Origin of the sequence: Dermabacter sp. Marseille-Q3180 (genome assembly GCF_940792985.1) — a bacterium.
Lineage (GTDB): Bacteria > Actinomycetota > Actinomycetes > Actinomycetales > Dermabacteraceae > Dermabacter > Dermabacter vaginalis.
Genome location: NZ_CALNWU010000001.1, coordinates 59,657 through 77,200, shown reverse-complemented (window position 1 = coordinate 77,200; position 17,544 = coordinate 59,657). Strand labels below are relative to the sequence as shown.

The window sequence follows — 17,544 nt, the reverse complement described above, 5'->3', positions numbered from 1 at the left end:
GCTAGTTACCGATCCTCGTCGGCCAAACTCGAGAGGCTCGCGAGGAAAGCGTCGCGCGACGCCTCCAGGTGGGCGCGCATATGCGTGGGCGCGTTGTGCGCATCTCCTGCGCGCACGAGATCGTAAATCACTTTGTGCTGATCCCAGGCAGACGTATCGCGCGTAACCGTGAAGCCATGATGCGCGCTATGAAGCCACTCCACGCGCCCGCCAATCTGCTGGAGGATGTGGCTCAGCACAGGGCGCATGGCTAGATCCGCAAGTCCCTGGTGCACGCGGAGATTCGCCTCCGCGATTCCAGCACCGTCTCGATTCGCAAACGCCTCGTCGCCTTGCGCGAGGGCATCCTCAATTTCCGTGCACAGACGGCGCGAACGCTCGACATGAGCGGCCCCGGGAGCGGAGAACTCGGCAAATCGCGCGGCTGCGTCCCGCACGAGTGAGGTTTCGAGGGTGATGCGGAGGTCAAACAGCTCGCGCGCATCGTCAAAGGGCGGGTGGGCCACGCGGGATCCGACGTTTGCCCGCGTATCAACGAATCCCTCCGCCGTGAGGATGCGCAATGCCTCACGCACGGGGACGCGCGACAGCTCAAACTCCTTCGCCAAGGCAACTTCACGAAGTGGAGTGCCGGCCGCATACTGGGCAGCGATAATTCGCTTGCGCAGGGTGGCGGTCACAGTCTTCGCCGCGGCGTCAGACACGCATGAACTCCCTTCCGGGGACGGCATCGAGCAACCCTCGCGTGTACTCGTGCTGAGGGTTTCGCACGACATCGTACACCGAGCCCTTTTCCACGACCTTTCCGGCCTTCATCACCACAACGTCGTCCGCGAGATTTGCCACCACCGCGAGGTCGTGGGTGATGAACACGCAACTGACACCAAGGTCTTTTTGGAGGGCTCCGAGGAGATCGAGAATCTGGTCTTGGACGAGAACGTCGAGGGCTGAGACCGCCTCATCGCACACGAGGAGTTGGGGATGCGCCGCCAGTGCCCGGGCGATTGCGACGCGTTGACGCTGCCCGCCCGAGAGCTGCCCGGGAAGCACCCGAGCGGCACTCGACGGTAGTGCAACGTGATCGAGCACCTCGAGTACACGCGCACGGCGCTCGCTCTTGTTCCCGACTCCGAATGTGTCGAGGGGCTCGCGCACGATCCGTTCGACCGTCCACATCGGGTTGAGCGACGAGTACGGGTCCTGGAACACGGGCTGCGTGAAGCGGCGAAGTTCCTTGCGCTGTTGTGCGCTCGCGGTGACGACTGAGCGCCCGTCGAGCTTCACTTCCCCGCTCGTTGCTTCCTGCAAACCGAGGATAATCGAGGCCAGGGTCGATTTTCCCGACCCCGATTCGCCGATGATCGCGAGGGTCGATCCACGTCGCACCGTGAAACTGACGTCGTCCACTGCACGAACCTCCCCCTTGCGCGCACCACGCAAGCGAAAGACTTTCGTCACCTTCTCAACTTCGAGGACATTTTCGCTCGGCGCGCCTTCTCTCCCCTCGCATGCGGAAGCACTCTTCTTCGTTCCTTCGAGCGTGGGGGATGCGTCAACGAGCTCCCGCGTGTATGGATGCTGGGGATTCGCTAGGACCTGTCCCGGCACCCCTCTTTCGACGATCTCGCCCTTGCTCATCACGAGAACGGTGTCGGTTCGATCGGCCGCGACGCCAAGATCGTGCGTCACAAACAGCAGCGACATCCCGCGTTCTTCCACGAGGGATTCGAGGTGGTCAAGAATGTGCTTTTGAACGGTGACGTCGAGTGCACTCGTCGGCTCATCCGCGATCACGAGGTCGGGGTCACCCGCGAGTGCAATCGCGATGAGAATCCTCTGGCGCATGCCCCCGGAAAACTCGTGCGGATACTGCTGCGCACGCCGCTTCTGATCCGGGATGCCCGATTCCGCCATGAGCTGGACAACCTCGCGCTCGATCGCCTTCTTGTCCTTCATCCCGTAGGCGCGAAGCGCATCGGCAATGTGATCGCCAACCCGCATCGTCGGGTTGAGGTTCGACATCGGGTCCTGAGGCACGAGCGCGATCCGCTTGCCGCGGACGTCTCGCCATCGTGCCGGCGACGCGTTCACGAGCTCGGTTCCGCGATAGGTGATCGAGCCACCCGTGATGCGACCTTCGCCCGGCAGTAGGCCGAGGATGGAGGCGATCGTCGTGGACTTGCCAGAACCGGACCCGCCTACGAGCGCGAGCTTCTCCCCCGGTCTAAGCGTGAAAGACACTCCGTGGACAGTGGGGCTGGCCGCGCTCCCGTACGTGACGTCGAGGTCGCGTACCTCAAGCACGAATTCATCTGTGTGCATCATGGAGCCTCACCTTCCTGCCGCGTATCCTTGCTGGCCGCGGTTGTTCGCCGCGGCACCGAGCATTCCTGTCGCCGGGTCGCGCGTCACAGCGCTCAAACGCCCGAGTGACCACGTCCCTGCCCGCACGACTCGGTGTCCGCGAGCCTCGAGTTCGCCAATGACGTCGTCGCCCAGCGAATCCTCGACCACGAGCTGACCGGGTTCCCACGTGCGCGGCCAAAAGCTTTCGAGCATCGAGGTCGTGTGCGTCATGGGCGATTCGATCGCTTCTTGCGGGCTGTACCCGCCCACGAGCACGCGCAGAAGGAAGAGAAGCTGCCACTGATCCTGCTGATCCCCTCCCGGCGTTCCGGTCGCGAGGATAGGCTCGCCGTCTTTCAGCACGAGAGTGGGGCTCAGCGTCGTGCGGGGTCGTTTCCCGGGGGTAAGGGCCGACGGTGACCTTTCGTCCAGCCACGTCATCTGGAGCCGCGTGCCAAGGCAAAAACCCAGTTCAGGAATCGTCGGCGAGGATTGGAGCCACCCACCCGAAGGGGTCGCGCTCACCATATTGCCGAACCGATCCACGACATCGATGTGAACGGTGTCGCCGCGCAACTCGCCCGTTTCAGGATCAGTTTCTTCCTCACCCGTGTTCACGCGCACGGTCGGCTCACCTGCGGCGTCACCGCGGGCTCCGCCGCGCGCATCGTATGCCTCACGGGTTTCAGCACACACGAGCGTTGGGACACGCCCACCGGGGCGACCGGGGCGAAGCTCTTCCGACGCTTTCTCGCCTATAAGCGCGCGGCGAGAGGCGAGGTATTCCTCGCTCAACAGTTCCTTGAGCGGCACACTATTGTCGTCGCCGAAAAACGCATCGCGATCGGCAAGCGCAAGCTTGAGTGCCTCCGCGATCGTGTGGATACCGCGAGCCGTCGACGGATCGAGATCCTCATCCTCAAAGCCCTCGAGAATACCGAGCGCAAGAAGTAGCACGGGCCCCTGGCCCCACGGGCCTGTCTTATAGAGGTCGAAGCCCCTAAATGACGCAACCGTCGGACTCTCCACGCGCGCGCCCGGGCACGCAAGATCCTCCTTCGTCAGCACCCCCGAGTAATCACCGCCGTCGGAATGCCGGTGCGGCTCCTGCACAAAAGCGGTCATCGCTTCGGCGACAGGGCCCGTGCGCCAACGCTCACGCGCTGCACGAATCCCACTGGCGCGGTCCTCATGCGCCGCGGCCACATCGACAAGATCCTCGAGCACAGTCGCGTAAGCAGGATTCTTCACGATATCGCCGGCTTTCGGCGCGACACCATCACGTAGCCAGAGATCGGCAGACGTCGGCCAGTGCTCCTCGAAAAACTCGCGCATGGACTCAATGACGCCTGCCGCACGTTCGAGCAAAGGATGGCCCCCGCGCGCGTACCCAATCGCGTACGAGAGGACCTCGCCCAAGGTGAGCGTTCCGTACTCTTGAAGCAGAAGGAGCCAGGCGTCCACAGCACAAGGAATCGCGGCCGCAAGCGCACCCGAACCGGGCACACGTTCGAGTCCGAGCGCCCGATATGTTTCGACACTCGCACCGGCGGGAGCAGCGCCTTGCCCCATGAGTACACGCGGATGGCGTGGGTCCTCGGCAGTCACGAACACCCCCGTCATGTCACCACCGGGGCCGTTTAAGTGGGGCTCGACGACGTGCAACACGAATGCCGCAGCCGTCGCCGCATCGAACGCGTTACCGCCCTTTTCCAGGACCGATTGCGCGCTCGCGGTCGCAAGCCAGTGCGTCGATGCGCTCATCCCAAACGTGCCCTTTAGATCGAGGCGAGCGAGCGGAGCCGGGGCGGGTGTGAACGACGTCGTCATGGGGTCATTCCTTCGACGAGTTGGGATCGAGTGCATCGCGCAACGCATCTCCAAAAAGGTTGAACGCGAAGCAAATGAGGACGATGGTCAAGCCAGCCGCAATCGCGACGGTAGGTGAGCGGTAGATGTACTGCTGCGCATCAGAAAGCATGATGCCGAGGCTCGGCGCTGGCGGTTGGATGCCGAGGCCTAGGAACGACAGCATCGACTCGCCGATGACGGCAGCGGGAAGGATCACCGTGACCTGCACAATGATCGCGCTGAGCGTGTTCGGCAGAATGTGCATCCCGAGAATCCTCACGAGGGAAGCATCGGCAGCAATCGCCGCCGAAACGAAGGCCTCGCCTTTCAGCCGCATCGTTTCGCCGCGCACAACGCGCACCATCGAAGGGATATTGCCAACGCCCAATGCAATCGCCGCATTGGTGAGGCTCGCACCCGAGATCGCGGCGAGACCCACGGCGAGCACAAGAAACGGAAATGCAAGAGTCACGTCAACAAAGCGAGAGATGACCATATCCGCCTTGCGCCAATATCCCGCAAGCAAGCCGAGGGGCGTTCCCACGACAACCGCGAGAGCAACGGCGAGCAGGCCGACGAGAAGCGATGCTCGGGTGCCGTAGAGCAAGCGAGAGAGCACGTCACGCCCAAGGTCGTCGGTTCCGAGCCAAAAGCCCTCCGTGAACGGCACTTGGAAGGGGTAGGTGAAATTCGTGTCGGCGTAGTGGTACGGAGAGATCACTGGCGCAAGTAGCGCCACGAGAATCACGAACGCCACGAGCACGGAACCGACGAGGCCCGCGGGGGAAGCGAGGAGACGCTTGCCCACGCCTTTCGTAGGGGCGTAAGTATCGGATGAGTGCGAGATCGCGGTAGCAGTCACGATGCAGCACCTCCCGTTCTGATTCGCGGATTGACAACGGAGTAGAGGATGTCCACGAGGAAATTAATGACGATGTAGGCAACCGTCACGAGCAGCACAACGGCCTGGATCACGGGATAGTCACGCGAAAACACCGCATCGAGCGTGATGCGCCCGATTCCCGGGAGCGCGAAAATACGCTCGGTCACAACGGCACCGGAAATCAGACCGCCCATCTGGAGACCGACGATCGTGACGAGCACGATGAGCGAATTGCGAAGGCCGTATCGAAACAAGATGCGGGAGGGCGCGATGCCCGTAGCCCGGGCCGTGCGCACGTAGTCCGTCGCCATCGTGTCGATGAGGCTCGCACGGGTTTGGCGTGCGATGACCGCAGCGAGCCCCGATCCCAGCACGAAGGCAGGAAGCGTGAGGTAGTACAGGCACCTCAGCGGGTCCTCCGTAAGGGACACGTACCCCGAGGCGGGGAACCACCCGAGCGAGACGGCAAGCACGAGAATCGCGAGGAGGCCAAGCCAAAAATTCGGCACGGAGAGCCCGAAAAGAACGGCGATATTGGCCCCGAGCTCGTCGATTTTGCCCTTGCGGCGCTCGGCAAAGATCCCGAAGAGCAGCCCGATCACGATCCCGACGATGATGGCATACAGCGAGAGCAGGACCGTGACGGGAAGGGCGGTCACAAGCATCGACACAACATCCTGGCCCGTACGTGTCGACTCCCCAAGGTTGAGCGTAAACATGTTCTTCACGAACGCGCCGTACTGAACGATGAGGGGGTCGTCGAGCCCAAGACTTGCCCGAATTGCCTCGATCTGCTCCTTTGAGGCCTCCTCCCCCGCCATTACGACGGCGGGATCGCCCGGAAGCGCACGTACGCCAACGAAGATCACGATCGACGACAACACGAGCGTACACAGCGATTCGAGGAAGCGTACGGAGATAAAGCGAGTCATGGCTGCTCCCCTTCGATAAAAGCCGCGTGGGAGAGCTTGACGACGCCGTCCGCGTAGGTCGAGACCCCCACGAGATTCGCCCTGTAGGCGGTGAGCGAGCGCTGGCGGTACAGGTAGATCACGGGGTTCGTTTCCTGCATGCGTTTCACAGCCGCTCCGTACAGCGCGGAGCGTTCGTCAAGGTCGGTGACTTCAGAAGCCTTCGTGAGCAGATCGTCGAGCGTGCGATCGCTGAAGGCCGCGTAGTTGTTGTTCGCGTCGGTGGTCCAGAAGTTATAGGCGTTGCCGTGGGGATCCACACGCCCGGACCAACCGAGCTGAATCGCCTCGTACGTACCCGAATCTTGAGCCGAGAGCATTGCCGTGTACTCCATAGGAACAACGCTTATGGCGAACCCCGCTTCCTTTACTTGGGCCTGCAGGGCCTGGGCGAAGCGGAGCGAATCTTGAGAATTCGAGACCTTGAGGGTGATCGGGTACGGCACCGGGGCGCCCGCCTGCTCGAGCAAGCGCTTTGATTCCTCGGGATCGTACTCAGGACATTGAGTGGATTCCTCGGTCGCGAACGGACTCGAGGGAGAAATCGGCGAGCACGCCGCATCGAACCACCCGTTGAACACCGTGTTCACGAGGGCCTCGCGATCGATCGCCTTCGTGAACGCAAGTCGCACTCGCTCGTCTGTCGCTATGAGGCCCTTATCGAGGGGGTGACCAGCGTCGTCTTTGGGCTCAAGGTTGATGGTGATGGCTTGGTATCCAAGCGAGAGCACCTGGAGAGTGTTGATGTCACGCGACGCCTTGACCGCTTCGATGTCCTGCGGCGAGATGTTGTCGGCAACGTGCACGTCGCCACTTTGAATATTCGCGGCGCGGATGTTGGCATCGGCCATGATGCGGTAGGTCACGCTGTCGAGTCGCACGTTGCGTGCGTCGTAGTAGAGCGGATCGCGTTCGACGGTAATTAAGGTTTGCGGAATGCGCTCAACGAATTTGAAAGCCCCGACCCCCACCGGATGCGATGCAAAGTCATCTCCGAGTTCCTCGAGTGCTTTCGGGGAGAGCATCATGCCCGCACGATCGGCAAGCGCAGCGGTAAAGGGAGAAAATGACTTTTCGAAAGTCACTCGCACGGCGAACTCTTCGATTGCCTCGAGGCCGGTGATGGGGCCGAGCTCCGAACGCCGGGAAGACTGCTCGTGATTGAGGTGGCGATCAAGCGTGATACGAACGGCTTCGGCGTTAAACGGCTCGCCGTCGGCAAAGACCGCATCCTCGCGGAGGCGGATCACGACCTCACGCCCATCGTCGCTAATCTCGGGAAGAGCGGCGGCCAGCATCGGGATGATCTCGCCCTTGTGGTTGAGGTCGTACAGCTTCTCGCACATCGTTTGCATGACGTATCGCGTGTAGAGCGACGAGGAAGTCGTGGGGTCAAGCTTGTCGGGTTCTGCCGAGAGAGCCATGACGAGATCGCCACCATTGCGAAGGCTCTGCCCCGTGGAATTACTGTCCACAATGTCGGGCCGCTCCGGTGGATCTTCGAGACTTTGGCGTGGGACGCACCCCGCACCGACGAACGCCACGAGGCCTGCGCTAAGTACCGTTCTGCGCTTCATCCCGCACCTCCCTTCAGAGGAGCTTTCGAGGCACCTCCCCGAAGCTTTGTATACAACCTAGAGGGGTGGCATCGAGGGCGTCGACTCCGTTCATATCTTGAGACCTTTTGTATACACACTCATGGCAATGGGACAACCCTCCACCCTTCCGGGGTGCGCTCAAAGGCCAGCATTCCGTCCGCGTCGGTGCGCTTCACCACCGCCCCTTGCCGCTTGAGCATCGTGAGCGTTCGTGGATGCGGATGCCCGAAGGTGTTCTCACCAACACCGATGACGGCGAGAGAGGCTCGCGAGCGCTCATAAAGCTCGGGCGCCTGCCGCCGAGAACCGTGATGCGCAACCTTAACGAACTCAACAGGTTCCACAACCCCCGAACGCGCAAGGCTAGCTTGCGCATTTGGCTCTAGATCCCCTAGCGTCAAGGCGCTCCATCCGGGCGCCTTCACAAGCATCGAAATTGAACAGTCGTTAAGCGCGGACTCCTCTCCCCCACCCTCGCCAGCACCAACGACTCGCGCTTCCTCGGCCGAACGCGGCCACACAACCTCGAGGGAAAGCGCCCCCAGGGTTTCCGTACGGGGTGCGAGCACCACTTCCACCTCTGCACGCGGGAGTTTGGGTTCCGTAGATGTATCCAGAGGGCACACCCATGCACGTTTTGGTGCCCACTGCCCCTCAAGTGCAGGGATACCCCCGTCGTGATCGGCGTGAGGGTGGGTCACGACGAGAAGATCGATCGACTCTACGCTGGCCCGATCGAGACACCTCGCGAGCTTTGCCGGGTCGGGCCCCGTATCGATGAGCACCGTGTGCTCGCCTGCACGCACGAGCATGGCATCGCCTTGCCCGACGTCGCACATCACGACATCCCAGTCCCCCGCGTCGTGACTCACGAGCCGTGAGCCGCCAACCACGAGAAGAACGATCACAACGAAGGCAATCGCGAGGCGCACTTCTCTCCGCTTGCGAAGCCACAGCGTCAAACCCACAAGCACGAGAAGTCCACTTATGGCAAGCGCGCCGCTCGCCTCCGCCGGCAGCGAAAGGTGCGCGCCTGGGAGTGCGGCGGCCACCGTCGCGATGAGCACAAGAACGTGTGCGCCCGCCCCGGAGACGGCGAAAAAAGGCATCGCCAGCGGCGGCCAGACGTGCGCGACAAGAATGCCCGCGAACCCCACCACGGTCGCGGGAGCCACAACAATTTCGGCAGCGATATTTGCAGGAACCGCCCACACGGAAGTTTCGGGAGCGAGCAAAAGCAAGACGGGAGTACACGCAGCCTGGGCAACCGTCGGAACGGCGAGCACGAGCGCGAGATTCCGCGAGATTCGCCCACCGCTGACCTGCTGGAGAACATCCGCGAGTGGAACCGAGAGAGCGAGGATCGCCCACGTGGCCCCGACGCTCAGCACGAACCCCACTTCCCCCACGAGTGAAGGGTCAAGGAGGCACCACGTGAGTACGGTGAGCGCGAGGGCGTTCACGGCTGGGGTGCGAAACCCCCAGTAGCGACCAATCAAGAGGGGCACAGCCATGAGCGCGGCTCTCAGCAGACTAGGTTCGGGTCCCACTGCAGCGACATACACGACGATTCCCACCGCACCCGCGACTACCCTCGCCTTGCGTCGCACGCCGAACGCCAGAAGCGGCAGAGTGACAAACGCGTAGGTCAGCGCGATGTTTGCGCCCGAGGCGGCAACGAGGTGGGTGAGACCCGAAGTCGCCATGGCGTCCTTCGTGTCTTTGTCGAGCCCGGTCACGTCGCCAAGCGTCATGCCTACCACGAGCGCGGACTCATTTAGCGGGAGGAATGCCGATGTCTCGCGCACGAGATCCTTGCGTGCGTTACGCCAGTCGTCGAGGAAGCGCCCTATTCGTGACGCAAATCCCTCATTCTTCTCATTCGCGACCTTCGATCGCTCCCACTCGGTGACGTCGAGGAAAAAGGTAGAACCGTCCCGTTCGGCGTAGCCCCGTGCCGTGAGAATCTCGCCCCGTGTAAGCGCCAACGGATTTTCCCCGCGCGTCGTCTCGCTCCACGTCAACACAATACGTCCGTTGCCAGGAAGCTCCTGCTTCCCCGCTCCCACCAAAATCGTCGACGTCGCAGGCAGAGCGGATGCGCGGGCGCGTGCCGTATCCCACGCGCGTGTTTTCCTGGGTTCCGACGGTTGCTCGCCAAGCGTTACCTGCACCTCGGTCACGACGTTTCTTATCGAAAGTGCCTCGTCGAGGCTCAGCTCTGCGGCGTGTGCACGCCCGACCGGCCCGGCGATCGCCGCCCCGAGAGCGACGGCAAGGAGGGCGTGTGCCCGCACGCGCCTATCGCGAACCATGAGCATGAGGAGGCCCGGGAGGATCACGGCGAGCAGAACAACGGGGCCGAGGGACACCCCTGCAATCGTCGCGGGCCATACCACCACAGCGTGAGGGATGAGGCTTAACCCCCGAACGGGCTTCTCCCCGAAACCGCCGACTCTTACGCCAATGGCGTCACACGGTGATGCGTTCACGAAGTTTCTCGAAGATCGCGGGACCAATCCCTTTGACGTCTTGGAGCTGTTCGATACTCGTGAAGGCGCCGTTCGTGGTGCGATGTTCAACAATCCGGGACGCGATGGCGGGCCCCACGCCGGGAAGTTCTTCAAGCTCGCTTTCCGTGGCGGTGTTGATGTTGAGGAGTCCGTGATCCGAAGGGTTCTCTCCCGTGGACTCACCGGGTGTTGCACCTTGCTGCGGCGAAGGTGCGGGTAGCCCTGCGGGAATATCCTCACCTTGGCGCGGAACGAACACCTGCTCACCGTCACTCACCACTCGAGCGAGATTGAGCCGGCTGAGGTCAGCTTCATCCGTGGCGCCACCCGCCGCTTCGAGTGCCTCCCCTACGCGGGACTGGGAGGGAAGTTCCACAACCCGAGGATCCTTCACGGCTCCCACAACATGAACGAGTATGGTGTGCGGCGCCTCTGGCGAGGCTACGGGCTGGGCTTCGCCGCCCACAATTGCGGGAGGGCTTGAGGCCGTGGGCGCCGCACTCGCGAAGTCCCGCGGCGAACTAGTGGAGTGCGGCAGTTCCTGTGGCGCCTCCCCATTGACGGCAACCGTGTCCTCACGTGGTGTCATCGATGTCGCCATGTGGGCTCCGCCGAGGGCGAGTGCACCCGCCGTGACAATGCCGAGGAGCACTCGAGGCTCCTTGAGCGCTGACCATCGAACCCCCTTGCGCCCACCAGAACCCTCGCGCGACCATTCCTCGAGATCTTCCCACGAGGGGGTTGTCGCGCTGCCCTTCGTCACTGCGCGATGCCGCCCCTCGCGCCCCGTGTCTGTGTTCATAGCCACCACGCTAGGACCACAAAAGCCCGACGAAAATGCCCCGGCTATCCGCTGGGGACAGGCGGGGCGTGTGGAGTAAGAAGCGCCGTGCGGCTTAGAGGAACATTGCCTCCCACTCGGGCAGGAACACGAAGAACGCCGCAATAAACACGAGCGCGTACCACGCAAGCGAAAGCGCAACCCATGAGCGCAGTACAGCGCGCACCGGCCCCCGCACGTCAATCACGTCCTCCTCAACGAGGAAAGCCACGAAGGAAAAGAACATGGGAGCCACAACGGCCCACACGACTAGGCACCACGGGCACAGCGCGCGAATCGCGAACAGCGCGTTGCTCGAGAGCCACAGCACGAACGCAAAGGCAAAGGCGAGCCCACCGAAGGTCGCCCACTGGAACCATCGCGGAAGCGCAAGTCGCGAAAGGTGCAGAGCGCCGACGACACCCATGATCGAGAAGCCCATGAAACCGAGGTACATATTCGGGAAACCGAACGTCTGGGCCTGCCACGTTTGGATGAACGTGCCGCACGAGATGAACGGGTTGATGTCGCAGGCGAGCGAGGCATTCGGGTCCGCCAAAATCGCGAGCTTATCCTGCATGAGCGCAAATGACGCCACAATCCCGAGGACAGACCCGATGAGAAGCACGAGCCCAACGGTGCGCTGGGAAGCCCGGGGCTTCGCGTCCTGCTCGGCGCGGATTTCCGCGTCTATCTTGGAAAGTTCCGCACCATCGAACGAGCGAGTCGTTAAATTTTCAGTCACGCGCCTTATCGTAATACGCTTTGAGCTTCGCGAAGCCTTCGTCCATACTGACGCGCGGTTTCCACTGCAAACGCTCGCATGTCCGGCGCTGATCAAACCAGTGCGCGGTCGAAAGCTGCTCCGCGAGGAACTCGGTCATAGGCGGCTCGTCATAACCTGGGCGAAGCTCCCACACCTTCTCGATCACGCGACCGGCAATCCGCGCAGCAGGGCCGGGAACCGTGATCCGTGGGCGTGAGACGCCTGCGGCATCGCACAGCCCCACGACGAAGTCGCGAACGGTGCGCGGCTCGCCATTCGTGATCACGAAGCTCTCGCCATGCACGTGCTCGATGCGGTTGAGAGCTGCCACGAACGCCTCCGCAGCGTTGTCGATGTAGGTGGTATCGATGAGCGCCATGCCTCGATCAAGGAGCGGCATCGTGCCCTTACGACCACGCTCGACGATGCGCTCAACAAGTTGCGTGTCTCCCGGCCCCCACACGATATGCGGGCGCAAAGTCGTCACGAGAATGCCATCGCTGCCGTCAGCCTCCATCGCCACGAGCTCCGCGGCGGCCTTGGTGCGGGCGTAGGGCCCGCGGGCACGCGTGGGTTCGGGGGCGGTCGCGTCGAGCCCGACGATAGCCTCGCCAAAGTGGGCGACAGACGGCGAGGACGTGTTGACGAGCTTTCCGCCACCCTGCGCGCGAAGTGCATTCACGACGTTGCGGGTGCCGTCAATATTGACGGCGCGGTACTCCTCTTCCGGACCCGAGATCGAGACCTTGGCCGCGAGGTGCACGACTGCATCGTGACCGTCAACGGCGCGTCGTACATCGGCCGCTTCGGTGAGCGAACCGCACACGTCCTTTACGCCGTCGATCCCAGCGGGACGGCGCTGAAACGCGCTTACTTCGTGGCCCGCATCGCGGAGCCGCTTCGCCACTTCACCGCCGAGCATGCCGCTCGCACCGGTCACGAGAACCTTCACAGCGCGCTCCTTTCACCAGCAAGTTCACGTTCGGCCCACGCACCGAGACGCGCCCGCTCGATCTTCGAGTTATGGCGGATATCGGTTGGGAGCGTTGTCGTTTCAAAAGCGGCGGTCACGGCGATGCCGGTCGCTGCCTCAACCGCTTCGCGAATCGCAGCCTGACGCTCCGGGGTCGCAGGCTTCGGCGTGTGGCCCTTGCCCGGGCGGAACGTCGCGGGATCCTCATAGATGACCACTACCTGCTGGGTGCCCGACGGACCCACACCGCACACACCCGCGCGGCGTACAAACTCGAGGCTTTCCGCCGCCTTCTCGATCTGCACGGGAGTCACGGGGCCCGCCGCGGTGGTCAGCACGTGGGCGAGGCGCCCCTCGACCCAAAGGCGCCCCTCGGCATCAAGTTGGCCAACATCGCCCGTCGCGTGGTAGCCCTCGCAGCGCATCGACTCGCGGGTCGTATCCCACAACATGAGGTAGCGGTCGCGAACGTGCGCAGCGCGCACCATGATCTCGCCAACGACGCCTGGCTCTGTCGTCACAGTCGAGGCTGCGCGACCGTCGGACTCGAGAGGTGCGATCGCAAGCTCCACGCGTGGTACGGGCCCACCCACGCACACGCCGCTGCTCTCGCCGGCCGCCTCGATTCCGTCGAGATCAATCGCGGCGACTGCGAGGCACTCGGTCATGCCGTACGGCGAGTACGAGTGCGCGTTTGGCAGAACGTCTCGGAGGGCGCGAAGGAGCGGCGCGGGGATCGGCGCGCCGGCGCTGAAGAAGCTCGGCACACGTGAAAGCGCCTCGCGCTGGCGGTCGTTGAGATCGCCTGCCGTATCGATGATGTTTTGAAGGGCCGCCGGGGCTGTGAAAACCGCGGGCGAGCCGAGTTCGTCAACGGCGTCGGCAAGTGCCGCTGCCGTGAGTTCGCCGGGGCGCGTCACGTCCATTTCGGGGACGATGCTCGGCGCACCAAGAGCCGGCCCGAGCAGAGCAAACGGCGCGAAGCCGGCGACAAGGCCGCGCTCCGGCCGCAACTGCAGCGTGTCGCCGACCGCAGTAAACATCGCGCTCGCCTGACGGTGCGTGTATACGGCCCCCTTCGCGGGCCCTGTGGAACCAGACGTGAACAACACGAGCGCATCCGCATCCGGATCAACATCGGCAGTGTCATCGCCGCCGCCGAGAGCATGGATCTGTTCGCCCTCGCGCATAAGCTCATCGATCGACGCTTTCACCCCGAACACGGCGCGATCGATCGTGGGGAGCGTACGCACGGAGATGCGTTCGCCCGGCCAGCCGAGCGCCCGCGCACCGGCGAGAGCGGTGGGAATGCCGACGATGTAGTCGATGTGCGCGCCCACGATTGCACGAGTGAGGCCTTTGATGCCGAGGCCTGCGTCTGCAACAACCGCAACCGCACCGATGCGCAAGCATGCGTAGAGCACGGCCGTGAGATCGGCACCCGGAGTGACGAGCACGCTTACGCGGTCCCCCGCTTTGATGCCGTGCGCGCGCATGCCGCTCGCGAGCTGCGAAACACGCTTTTCGAGCAGGTTCCACGTAATAGTGCGGGGCCCTTCGGCGCGCATCTCCACGACTGCGGGCTCAAATGCGGTTCCAGGATCGTTCGCGCGCTCGGTGATGAGGGACCCTAGGCGCTTGTACTCCGGCTGTTCGGCATAGCTCGACACCGAACGCTCGCGAAGGTTTTCCCCCTTGACGAATCGTTCCTCGAGCCAGCGCTCCACAACGCCCGCCACGGGTGCGTCCTCCCACACGAGGTGCGAGGCTCCCTCGAAGCGATGTACATCCGCGTGGGGCACGCGCTCAAGAAGATCCCGCAAGTAGCGGTCCGAGAACACCACATCGCGCGGCCCCCAGACCATAAGGGTGGGAACGTCCATGGTTGTGAGGCCTTCGGCGAGCCGCTCGAGCGTTGCGCGCGAAGGATGGTCCGCACTCGCAGGGATGTCGGCCACAAACGTTTCTATGCCTCGGCGGCGCGCCTTCGACCGGTAGGGCGCGTAATACCCCTCACGCACCTCGCGAGGCAGCGGTGGCTTGGAAAGATTGACGGTCGTGCGAAGGAACGCGTCCGTGCGCGAAGTCGAGAACGGCAGGAAACCCGGGGCCGTTGCGAGCTGAAGCGAAGCCGGCAGCGATTCACCAAGTTCCTGATGAATGGCGGTGTTCGTGAGAATCATGCCGATCACGTCGTGGCGATTATCGAGCGCCCAACCAATCGAGACGATGCCGCCCCAATCATGCCCCACCGTCACGACATTGCCCGCAAGGCCGAGCGCATCCGTGAAAAGCGAAAGATCGGTGATGCGATCCTGAAGGCGGCGCTCGTGACCCGTGCGCTCCGAGTACCCCATCTCAAGCTGATCAACGGCAACGACGCGCCAGCCGGCTTCGAGCATCTCCTCGTTGAACAGGCTGCGATACAGGAACGAAGAGGTGGGATTGCCGTGCACGCACAGAAGCGTGCCACGGGGCTCGACGCCTCGCTTCTCTAGCTGGCGGACGTTGTCGAGGTAGTGCCAGCGGCGCATGTCGCCGTAGGAATCCCGCACCTTTAGCGTGTGGTGTAGTTCAGGCTGTACTCCGGGAAGGTCGGGAACGTCCTGTACGTCGTGGAAGTCCTTGGCGCTCACCACTGCACCTCCATCATCGCGGTGTTGAGGCCCGAGCCCACGCCGAGTAGCAGCAGCTCATCACCCTTCGCGAAGCGGTCTTGGTTGAGGGCGAGAGTGAGCGGAACGGCCTCGGCGGCAATGTTGCCAAGTTCGGGGAACGTCACCGGAATGATCTCAGGGTTGATTCCCATGGCTTTCGCGAAGGCACGCGTGTACACCATCGACACCTGGTGGGTGATGTACCACTGCTTGTTCGAATAGGTGCGGCCGCTCTCCTCCGCGGCGCGCCACGTCTGCGTCACAAGCTCCAGGCCGTTCTCAAGCAGGCCCGCCGTGTCGGTACGCATGTCGTCCATGTCGCCGATGCACAGTTCGTGGTGCTCGGTGCCCGCACGCGTTTGCGTGTGGAGAATCCTGTGCCCCTCGGGGTGCTTGTCGAAGCGCCCCACGACCGCGGCGGCGGCACCCGAGCCAAGCGTGAGTGACGCGAACTGATTGTTGAAGTCTTGGCGGGTCGAGTTCTTGTCGTTGAGGCGCGCGATGGTGCGTCGCTGCACCTCTTCAACGTCCTCAGCGCCCACGATGAGGGCGTAGTCAATCTGACCCGCGTCGATAAGGCCCGAGGCAAAAGTCATCGCGTTCACGAACCCCAGGCACGCGTTCGTAATGTCGAAGTTCATGCACGAGGCCGGCATGCCGAGCGCCGCATGAATGTGCGTACTCATCGCCGGTTCAAGGTGCTGACGCGACACGGACGCATTGATGAGAACGCCGACGTCCTCACGCGTTATGCCGGCACTCGCCATCGCACGCTCGGCGGCAATCACTGCGCCTTGCTTCCAGCCGTTTTCCGGGTCCTTCCACCATCGACGCTCGTACACCCCGGCGACGCGCTGAAGTGTGCCCTTCGGAAGTCGAAGGCGCTTGCGGGCCGGTGAAAGCATCTCGTCGATCGAGTCAGAGGTGACGGGAACCTGAGCTTCCACGGCGGAAACGGAGAGAATGGCGGCGTTTTTATGGTCAAACGCGGTATTGGGGATCACTACTACTAATCGCTTTCAGTCTCGGTTCGCGCCTCTCAAAGCGCCACATTATTGTCCACCGAAGCACTGGAGATTCGATGAAAAAGTGACCAGTTCAAGGCCCTGGAGGACTCAAACGTGACTGAGTTCTCGGCGCGCGAGGGCGAGGGAGCGTTCAATAGGGGGAAGCTTCGCTTCAAACTTCCGGCTCGCACCCGTCGCGATTTCCACGACTACTGATCCATCCCAGTTGGCGCGCGCGAGGGTGCGAAGAATTTCGGTCACCGGCTGATCGCCATCTCCGGGCACGAGATGCTCATCGCGAAGCGTGTGGCCTGAACCGTCGGTGAGGTGGAGGTGGCTGAGCCGATCCCCGACACGTTCGATCATCGCAAGGGCATCATCACCCGCGGTCGACGCATGAGAGAGGTCGATCGTGAGGTGCGCGTAATCTTCGTCAGTCGGGTCGTGGTCCGGGTAGTACGGGAGTGCCTCGCGCACTCCAAGGCGCCACGGGTACATGTTCTCCACGGCAAGCGCGATCCCGTAGCGCTCTTCAAGCTCGGCAACGATATCGACGAAATCCCGGGCATAACGCCCCTGCCACCGAAACGGCGGATGGGCAACAACCGTCGGAACCCCAAGATCCACGGCAAGGCGCATCGTATCCTCAAGCTTCTTTTTGGGGTCGAGACCACCTGCGAACTGCAAGAAGAAGAGGGTCGGGGCGTGAAGCGACAAAATCGGCAGGTCGTACACACGCGTAAGGGTTTCAAGGCGCATGGCGTCACGGGTAGCCGGATCGAGCGAACACATGACTTCTACGCCGTCATAGCCCGTTTCCCGGGCCGCCTTGAATGTGTCTTCGAGGCCGAGCGGGAACAGCGACGAAGTGGAAAGCCCAACGGGAATAGTGCGACCAGCGCGGGTGCTCGGGTGTGCGGCTTCGCTTGTTTCAGTTCGGCCCGCCCCATCTCTGGAGTGAGAAGCGTTGGGTCCGACGCCTGCTCGGCTCCTCTCACGCCACGCTCTCGAGTTTTTTCTCGCCTGGTTCTTACGGGTGAAGACCTTTCGGCCGTTGCCACTTTTGTCGCTTGTCGTCACGCCTTCACGCTAGCAAGGCCAGGTGCACTAAGGTTGTGGAGGATATATTCACGCGCGCCGAAGGGATGCTCAGGAGGAA

The 17,544-nt window shown here is 62.9% G+C and carries 13 protein-coding genes; all 13 read right to left on the bottom strand.

Annotated features, from left to right (window positions below; genetic code table 11):
• Positions 1 to 5: 5 nt before the first annotated feature.
• Positions 6 to 704: a GntR family transcriptional regulator gene (locus tag NBW56_RS00350; RefSeq protein WP_250257555.1), complete on the bottom strand. Its 699-nt coding sequence runs from the start codon at positions 702 to 704 to the stop codon at positions 6 to 8.
• Positions 697 to 2,322 (bottom strand): dipeptide ABC transporter ATP-binding protein, encoded by a 1,626-nt coding sequence (locus tag NBW56_RS00345; protein WP_250258510.1) that lies wholly within the window; start codon positions 2,320 to 2,322, stop codon positions 697 to 699. Before NBW56_RS00345 ends, NBW56_RS00350 begins: the two co-directional genes overlap by 8 nt.
• A 9-nt stretch (positions 2,323 to 2,331) precedes the next feature.
• Complete coding sequence (locus NBW56_RS00340; RefSeq protein WP_250257554.1) at positions 2,332 to 4,176, bottom strand: gamma-glutamyltransferase family protein; 1,845 nt, start codon at positions 4,174 to 4,176, stop codon at positions 2,332 to 2,334.
• Positions 4,177 to 4,180: 4 nt separating this feature from the next.
• Entirely contained in the window at positions 4,181 to 5,059 is an 879-nt protein-coding gene (locus NBW56_RS00335) for an ABC transporter permease (RefSeq protein ID WP_250257553.1), read from the bottom strand.
• Positions 5,056 to 6,012 (bottom strand): ABC transporter permease, encoded by a 957-nt coding sequence (locus NBW56_RS00330; RefSeq protein ID WP_250257552.1) that lies wholly within the window; start codon positions 6,010 to 6,012, stop codon positions 5,056 to 5,058. Before NBW56_RS00330 ends, NBW56_RS00335 begins: the two co-directional genes overlap by 4 nt.
• Entirely contained in the window at positions 6,009 to 7,628 is a 1,620-nt protein-coding gene (locus NBW56_RS00325; protein WP_250257551.1) for an ABC transporter substrate-binding protein, read from the bottom strand. Before NBW56_RS00325 ends, NBW56_RS00330 begins: the two co-directional genes overlap by 4 nt.
• A 119-nt stretch (positions 7,629 to 7,747) precedes the next feature.
• Positions 7,748 to 10,051 carry a ComEC/Rec2 family competence protein gene (locus NBW56_RS00320; RefSeq protein WP_250257550.1) on the bottom strand — a complete coding sequence of 768 codons (2,304 nt, stop codon included), beginning with the start codon at positions 10,049 to 10,051 and terminating at the stop codon, positions 7,748 to 7,750.
• 70 nt (positions 10,052 to 10,121) lie between these two features.
• Positions 10,122 to 10,964, bottom strand: coding sequence for a ComEA family DNA-binding protein (locus NBW56_RS00315; protein ID WP_250257549.1), 843 nt, complete (start codon positions 10,962 to 10,964; stop codon positions 10,122 to 10,124).
• A gap of 94 nt (positions 10,965 to 11,058) precedes the next feature.
• Complete coding sequence (locus tag NBW56_RS00310) at positions 11,059 to 11,727, bottom strand: vitamin K epoxide reductase family protein (protein WP_250257548.1); 669 nt, start codon at positions 11,725 to 11,727, stop codon at positions 11,059 to 11,061.
• Positions 11,720 to 12,700 (bottom strand): NAD-dependent epimerase/dehydratase family protein, encoded by a 981-nt coding sequence (locus NBW56_RS00305; protein ID WP_250257547.1) that lies wholly within the window; start codon positions 12,698 to 12,700, stop codon positions 11,720 to 11,722. The genes NBW56_RS00310 and NBW56_RS00305 overlap by 8 nt, the downstream gene beginning before the upstream one ends.
• Complete coding sequence (locus NBW56_RS00300; RefSeq protein ID WP_250257546.1) at positions 12,697 to 15,360, bottom strand: alpha/beta fold hydrolase; 2,664 nt, start codon at positions 15,358 to 15,360, stop codon at positions 12,697 to 12,699. Before NBW56_RS00300 ends, NBW56_RS00305 begins: the two co-directional genes overlap by 4 nt.
• Positions 15,354 to 16,379 (bottom strand): 3-oxoacyl-ACP synthase III, encoded by a 1,026-nt coding sequence (locus NBW56_RS00295; RefSeq protein WP_034374820.1) that lies wholly within the window; start codon positions 16,377 to 16,379, stop codon positions 15,354 to 15,356. Before NBW56_RS00295 ends, NBW56_RS00300 begins: the two co-directional genes overlap by 7 nt.
• A 114-nt stretch (positions 16,380 to 16,493) precedes the next feature.
• Positions 16,494 to 17,465: a sugar phosphate isomerase/epimerase family protein gene (locus NBW56_RS00290; protein WP_284346068.1), complete on the bottom strand. Its 972-nt coding sequence runs from the start codon at positions 17,463 to 17,465 to the stop codon at positions 16,494 to 16,496.
• Positions 17,466 to 17,544 lie beyond the last annotated feature (79 nt).